The organism is Roseovarius sp. MBR-154 (assembly GCF_053628595.1).
The window spans coordinates 59,221-66,036 of the sequence record NZ_JBRJGR010000020.1; the positions used below are offsets into that span (position 1 = coordinate 59,221).

A 6,816-nucleotide genomic window follows, 5' to 3' on the forward strand; every position below is an offset into this window, starting at 1 on the left:
AATCGATCATTGGTCGATTTCCCTCGCTCAAGAGTACAGGCAACGCGAAACCTGTCAACAATCTTGATCTTATGCAAACTTTGTTTGCATTAATCTAGATTAACCCCGGATGGCAGCGCCGCGCACAGGGCACCCTTGTCGGTTCGCCACCCGGCCGCCAACGCATCGGTCGCAAAGTCCAGAAGGTCGCGGTCCTGAAACACGTCGCGGGCCTGCACCACCCTGTCCCCAGCGGCGTTTCGGACCTTGAGCAGACAGCCACCAGCGCTGGCCTGATGCACCGGAACCACCATCAACTCTCCGTCGCGGATCAGAACGATGACCGCGTCTATGCCGCTGAAATATGTGTCGACCACCGCGCGGGGCAGATAGATCGCACCTTCCTTCACGGCGATGATGGTCATGCGCCGGTCCAACCGTTGATCAGGTTGCGGATCCGCGTCTCGACCGTCTCCGCCGCGCGCGACACAGCCTCGCTCAGGCCCAGACCTAGCTCGAGCGTCGCGGCCTCAACCAGAAACACCGAAACATTCATTGGAAAATCCTCGCCATAAATGCGGCGCCCGGCAAAAAGCGCATGATCCCATCGGAAATCATGCAGGTTCAGGCTCCGGTTCGGCCGCGCCTCCAGCACCTCGCCCGGCACTTCGAAGATCGCACCGGGATTGCCCTCGGGGACACGCGCATCGACGATGACGAGATGTGTGGCCCCCCGCGCACTATACATGACCGACATGCCATCCGTGCCGCCATCGAAGATCCGGGTAAGCGCGGGCACGCCCCCCGCGCGCAGTCGCGCGATCAGGTGGGGGCCGACACCGTCATCGCTCCGGTTCGGATTGCCACAGCCGATCACCACGATATCGGGCGGCATCAGATCCGCCACAGGCGACAGGACCACTCCGGCTCGACCGGCAGCATCAGTTCCGGCAAATCGCAGAACTTTGCATGAACCTTGTAATACATGCAGGTCTCACACGGCTGTTCGATCTCCTCGGCCTCGACCGTGTGGTCGGTGAACCCGGCGATCACCAGCTTCTTTTCCAGATCGTCGCCGGCTTCCACCCGCAGGCGCGCCACGATGGCGTTGACCGTCTCGCTGGTCTCGGCGCGCGGCCAGACCTCGGTTTCAAGACCGGTGGCGAGCATCCCGGCTATTGTCGCGCGTATCTGTTCCTCATCCATTCCGGCGCTCCCTTCAAATCCGCCACAGGCGGCACCACCATTCCGGCTTTGCCGGAAGGTCGAGCTCGGGCAGGTCGCACCAGCGCTTGTGCACAAGGTAGTACATGCATTCCTGACACCGCATCTGGTCCTCGCCATATGGCTGCAAGAGCCAGCCCGAAATCACCAGCTTCTCGCGCAACTGATCCGCGCCGAGGGGGCGAAGCTCGTCAAGCAGCGCGCCGAATTCGCGGTCGGTTTCCGGGAACGGCTCGACTTGGGTGGCCAAGCCCTCCTTGAACAAGTCCTCGATCATCCGGATCAAGAGATCATGTCCCGCTTCGGCGGGCGTCAGGCCGTATCGGTCCAGATAGGCCCGGCGTTGCGCATCGCTCAGCGACGTGTCTGCATCCTCTGGCATTCAGCTTCCTCCCTGATCGCCACATGTCACACGGTCGACAGGCCATGAGCCCGCCGACCACAGTGAAACATCAGGCCGTTCGGAAGCGTGCCAGTTCATCACCGGTTTTCGCATCATGCGCATGAACCGTGCACACAAGGCAACTGTCATAGGATCGGCAGACATGGCCGACCTCGACCGGGTCGGCGCTGTTCTTGATCGGCGTGCCGATCAGCGCCTCCTCGATCGGACCGCGCGCGCCCTCGGCGGTGCGCGGGCCGACATTCCAGGTCGTCGGCGCGATGATCTGGTAATTGGCGATCTTGCCGTCACGCACGTCGATCCAATGGCAGAGCGCGCCGCGGATGGCCTCGGTCGCGCCCCAGCCCTGTCCGTCCTTTTCGGTCGGCTTGATATACCACTCGTCGTTCAGCCTGAACTCGCGCAGGTTGCGCTCGGCCTCGCGGTAGAGGATGCACAGCTCGTGCATCCGCGCGAAATGGCGCAGCATGGTCGAGGCTCCGCCCATCTTGCGGTACATGTCCAGCACCAGCCCGTCCTTGTGCTGGAACTCCTGTCCCATGTCATTGCCCGCGATCAGACGGCGCGCCAGCGGCCCGGCCTCCAGCCGTCCGGCCTCGGCATGGGACACGGCCGTCGACCAGGAATACTTGCCCGCCGGGTCGATGACATTCTTGGCAATCGGATTGGTCGTGCGGTCGAAGGGGTGAACCGCGCCGCCCTCATCATACCAGGCATGCTGCGTGTCCTCGCGCACGAAGGACTGGTCCATCGGGCTGAACGTGTCGCTCGCCCCGTCATAGATACCCGATTTCATGATCACCGCATCGGCGCGGCCATCAATCGTCGGACGCTGGTACTTGTCCTCATGCGGCAGGTACCCCCAGGTGGTGAACCTCCCGTGCCCCTTGCCGTATTTGTCGAGCCCGATATCCTTGGACATCCGCCAGAACAGACCGAGATCCGAATTGGCATGTTCGGGCCTTTCATCGAGCCACGCCTCGAACTGCTCCAGAGTCTGGATCTCTTCGTAGCGTTCCATCGAACAGCCAAGCCAGAGCCGCTCGATCCAGGTCTGTCGGAAATGTTCCAGGATCGACCACGCGCGGGTAATGTCGGTCAGCGTGGGCGAACACATCACACCGCCGGGGACCATGAAGGACGAATGCGGCCACTGACCACCCAGAAGCGCGTAGATCTCGACCGGGCGCCCCGAAATCGTCACCCCCGCCTCGTAGGATGTGCCGGTAAAGGGCGAATAGCGCTTGACCGCTTCCTCGTAGAACGGGCTCATCGCGTAGTTGTCGTTGGTATAGTCGATCATCCACAGCCCGTAATGGTGCCGGGGCAAGGATTGCAGGGATTCGACGATCTGCCCGAGATTGCGCGCCAGAATGGCATTGCGCGGCACCGTCGTGCCCCAGGCGGTATCGAGCGCCCAGGCCGCGCAGGTCAGATGTGACGCGCCGCAGATCCCGCAGGCGCGCGGCGTGACAACGAGCCCGGCTTGCGGGTCCTTGTCTTTCAGGATCACCTCGAAGCCGCGGAACATCTCCGCATGGGTCCAGGCATTGATGACAACGCCGTTTTCGATATCGACCCGGACATCCAGATCGCCCTCGACGCGGCCGACCGGCGAAATGTCGAGTGTTTCGACTGCTGTAGACATGTTTCTCTCTCCCAATTCGCGGTCAGACCACGAAGATGTCTTCTTCGGCCCAGGCCGGTGCCGCGCCTTTGGCGGCAGCGGTCAGCTTGATGTAGCCTTTCTTGTCCACGCCCTCGGGCATGTCCTTGGGCACGCCCATCACGGTCTGCGTCTTGAAGACCGTCCCGGGGGCGAGATCGAAGAACGGGAACTCCGGCTCGGTACAGCCCAGGCACGGCATGCCCGCGCGGGTTTTCGACGAATGGCGATTCCACAGGATGCGGTTGCACGGGCTGTGGGTCATCGGGCCTCGACAGCCCAGATCATAGAACAGACAGCCCTTGCGCTGCCCGAAGGCGGTGGTCGAGACCTTGTAGGCGAAATGCATGTTGCGCGTGCAGCCGGTCTGGGTGAATGACGAAAAGAACGTCTTGGGACGGTGGAATTCGTCCAGCGTCAGATCGCCGGCACGGCCCGTGGCGACCGCGACAAGGATCTGCGTGACCCAGTCGGGATGCGCCGGGCAGCCGGGAATGTTGATGACCGGAAGGCCCGATTTCGCGGTAAACCCCTCGCCCAGCGCGCCGCCCTTGGCCCGCTTGAGAAACTGCAGGCCGACGCTCTCGGACGGGTTCGGCGCGGTGGCCGGAATGCCGCCATATGTCGCACAATCGCCGATCGCGACGACGAAATCTGCGACATCGCACAGCGCCGTCACCCAGTCCTTCATCGGTCGCCCGCAGAACCTGTTCCATTCACCTGTGCCATTGGGCGCGTTGATGACCGACCCTTCAAAGACGAAAATATCGAGCTTGATCTCGCCGGATATGCATTTCTCGATGATCGCCTTGACCTGATCGCCCAGTTCGAGCCCGAGCGACGGCTGCCACAACACGTTGATGCCGAAATCGGTCACCAGATCACAAGCACTTGGTTCCTCGGCATTCAGGAATGACATGGTGTTGCCGGAACACGCCCCCCCCTGAAGCCACAATAGGTTCGCCATGTTTCTTCCTCCCAAAGATCAATGAGCGTGCCGCAAACATCCTCTCCGGGGTCCAAGTTCGGTGCTTGGCGTTGGCGAGAAAGGCTCGGGCCTGGCCCCTTGACTGTGTCGCGTGAAAGACAACGGCGCAAATCAACACTGGCGCTCGGCCCGGTGAATTCTCGAAACAAAGTGTAAACTGACAATCAAGTTTTATGCCGCTGTGCCAACTTGGTTTACGGCGTTGGTTTGCGCCAGCCGCGTTTACCCGCGCCGCCCGCAGACCGGGCACTGCACTTCCGGAAAATAGCTGTACCAGATGCCCTTGCAATTGGCGCACCAATGCCCCTTGGCTCCGCGACCGTCAGCGGCAACCGCCTTGGACATCGGCGTCAGGCCCAGGTTGCGCGCGGCGACTTGGCGCTTCGCCACGCCGGACCGGGCATAGGGAAACCCGACAATCTTGCTTTCCGGATCGTCGTCCTGCATGTCTCACACCTTGCGCAGCCCGTAGCGTTTGATCTTGTTGGCCAGACCGACACGCGACAGGCCCAGTTCATCCGCGACCTTGCTCTGATTCCAGTGAAAGGTCGAAAGGGCCTGGATCAGAACGTCCTTTTCGAGGGTCTCCACCTTGTCCTTCAGGGTCGCCCCGGCAACCGCGAGACTCGCGTTTCCGGTGGTTTCAACCGGCGTCCGCGCGATCTTTTCCGAGAGGTGCCGCAGGGCGACATAACCGCCCTGCTCTGCCACCGCGACCATGCGCTGAACCTCGCTCTCTAGCTCCCGGACATTGCCGGGAAACGGGTAATTCTCCAGCCGCTTGAGCGCATCCGAGGTCACCCCGAGCACCCGCCGCCCCACCACGCCCGCGTATTTCTCCACAAAGAACTGCGTCAGCACCGGGATATCCTCGGACCGCTCCCGCAGCGCCGGCAAGTTCAGTTGAAACCCCCTGAGACGGTAATAGAGATCGCGCCGGAACGTGCCCTGCTCCACCATCTCGTCAATCGAGCGGTTCGACGCCGCGATGATCCGGACATTGCTGTGCAACGTCTTGTCGGACCCAAGCGGCTTGACCTCGCCCTCCTGCAGGAACCGCAGCAGCGCCACCTGAAAATGCGGCGAGACCTCTGACACCTCATCCAGAAAGACAGTGCCGCCATCCGCCGCACGAAACAGCCCCAGCCGATCGGCGATGGCACCGGGAAAGGCTCCGCGCACATGGCCGAAAAGCTCCGAATAGAGGGCATCGTCGGACACGCCCCCGCAATTCTGACTGTGCATCGGAGAGTTCACGCGATGCGAGTTGAAGTGGATCGCGCGCGCCAGAAGCTCCTTGCCGGTCCCGGTTTCCCCACGGATCAGGACCGGCATGTCCGTGGTCGCCGCGACCTTCGCCTCGGCCACCAGATCGGCCATCTTGGGGCTGGCATAGACCAGCCGCTCAAAGCGCGACACGCCGCCCTGAACCGATCCGGCCTCTTCGCCGCCGAAGATCTCGTCATCCAGCGACAATTTCAACTCGCGGCTCAGGATCCGGTGTCGACGCGACAATTCCGCATGTTCCAACGCACGCTTCACGACAATCCGGATCTGCTGGTGTTGCAGCGGTTTCGCCAGATAGAGATAGGACGCGGTATCCTCGCAAAGCTGCGCCCCGGCGCTCACGTCGGTTTCGTCACAAATCACGATACGCCAGCAAGCGGCATGGGAGAGACGGGATCGAAGCAGCGCATTCTCCGGCCCGAAATCGCCCTTGTCGAAATCATACAGGATCAGATCCACCTTCAATTCATCCAGCCTGCTCTTCGCCGCTTCGTCATCGGCGCAAAAGATCAGCCGATAGCCGTCCAACTCGCTCAGTGCCTGAGACGCGGCCTGTATGACGGCCTTGTCCCTTGATTTGACCAAGACAGTGGAAATTGTAGACAAGGGGATGACGTCCTCATGGCTGCAAGGATGGTCTCGACGACCGCATTCGCAAACGTACTTTGCATAAAGAGAACAAGTTTTGCAAGCGAGGGTGTTGTGCCCGGTCTGGGACGGCAGGGTCCGGACCCCCGCCCGTGCCAGCACCACCCGCTGCGACCCTCCACCTGACGGACTCGGCAGGGTTATCGCCGCCTCTCACTGCAACCGAGATTGGGAAAATCCCGAAGGAGGAGTTTAGAGCAAACCGAAAACGACCTGCGCGTCCGCTACAGAGTCTAGGCAGCAGAGCCGAAAACCAGACCCACCTCTATCGACGTTCGCCCTTTGTGACAAAACAGTTCATGTCTCTCAACCCTAGCCACTCAGACATCCGGCAGGATTCAGCCTTAAGCGGCGGTATATAGGAGATGCTGCGGTTGAATCGTATTCTGTTTAGGATGAGCGCCTATAGGAGCTTTCGCCACGGTTTAGTGCCGAATCCGGAGCGCATCCCCGTCGCAATCGCTTAAATTAGTCTAACCCGGATAATTCACGAGAAGGCGGCGGAGGTAGCGTAACCATCTGAAATGCTGTATGTTTTGGGTGCTACCGCCAAACATGCAGCTTTTGAGAGGACGACCCCCGCCATGGTCCAATCTACGTGCTCCACGCGCCGCCTGTCAC

Annotated in this window: 8 protein-coding genes; all 8 read right to left on the reverse strand. The window is 61.3% G+C overall.

The genetic code is table 11. The annotated features are described in order from the left end of the window. Positions 1–89: 89 nt before the first annotated feature. The 8 genes from ACSSV4_RS18600 to ACSSV4_RS18635 all read right to left on the reverse strand — a co-directional run bounded on the left by ACSSV4_RS18600 (position 90) and on the right by ACSSV4_RS18635 (position 6,132). A complete protein-coding gene (locus ACSSV4_RS18600) occupies positions 90–404 on the reverse strand; it encodes a hypothetical protein (RefSeq protein ID WP_454276595.1) in 315 nt (104 codons plus the stop codon). Then, positions 401–901, reverse strand: coding sequence for a hydrogenase maturation protease (locus ACSSV4_RS18605; protein ID WP_454276596.1), 501 nt, complete (start codon positions 899–901; stop codon positions 401–403). Before ACSSV4_RS18605 ends, ACSSV4_RS18600 begins: the two co-directional genes overlap by 4 nt. Continuing rightward, entirely contained in the window at positions 874–1,185 is a 312-nt protein-coding gene (locus tag ACSSV4_RS18610; protein ID WP_454276597.1) for a hypothetical protein, read from the reverse strand. Before ACSSV4_RS18610 ends, ACSSV4_RS18605 begins: the two co-directional genes overlap by 28 nt. A 13-nt stretch (positions 1,186–1,198) precedes the next feature. Further along, the gene (locus tag ACSSV4_RS18615) at positions 1,199–1,585 is read right to left on the reverse strand and encodes a hypothetical protein (protein WP_454276598.1); all 387 of its coding nucleotides are present in this window, start codon (positions 1,583–1,585) and stop codon (positions 1,199–1,201) included. 70 nt (positions 1,586–1,655) lie between these two features. After that, positions 1,656–3,254: a nickel-dependent hydrogenase large subunit gene (locus ACSSV4_RS18620; RefSeq protein ID WP_454276599.1), complete on the reverse strand. Its 1,599-nt coding sequence runs from the start codon at positions 3,252–3,254 to the stop codon at positions 1,656–1,658. Positions 3,255–3,276: 22 nt separating this feature from the next. Further along, positions 3,277–4,239, reverse strand: a complete 963-nt coding sequence (locus ACSSV4_RS18625; RefSeq protein ID WP_454276600.1) for an NADH-quinone oxidoreductase subunit B family protein — start codon at positions 4,237–4,239, stop codon at positions 3,277–3,279. A 243-nt stretch (positions 4,240–4,482) separates the two neighbouring features. Beyond that, positions 4,483–4,707 (reverse strand): hypothetical protein, encoded by a 225-nt coding sequence (locus ACSSV4_RS18630; RefSeq protein WP_454276601.1) that lies wholly within the window; start codon positions 4,705–4,707, stop codon positions 4,483–4,485. A gap of 3 nt (positions 4,708–4,710) precedes the next feature. Beyond that, a complete protein-coding gene (locus ACSSV4_RS18635) occupies positions 4,711–6,132 on the reverse strand; it encodes a sigma 54-interacting transcriptional regulator (RefSeq protein ID WP_454276602.1) in 1,422 nt (473 codons plus the stop codon). Between the last annotated feature and the right edge of the window lie 684 nt (positions 6,133–6,816).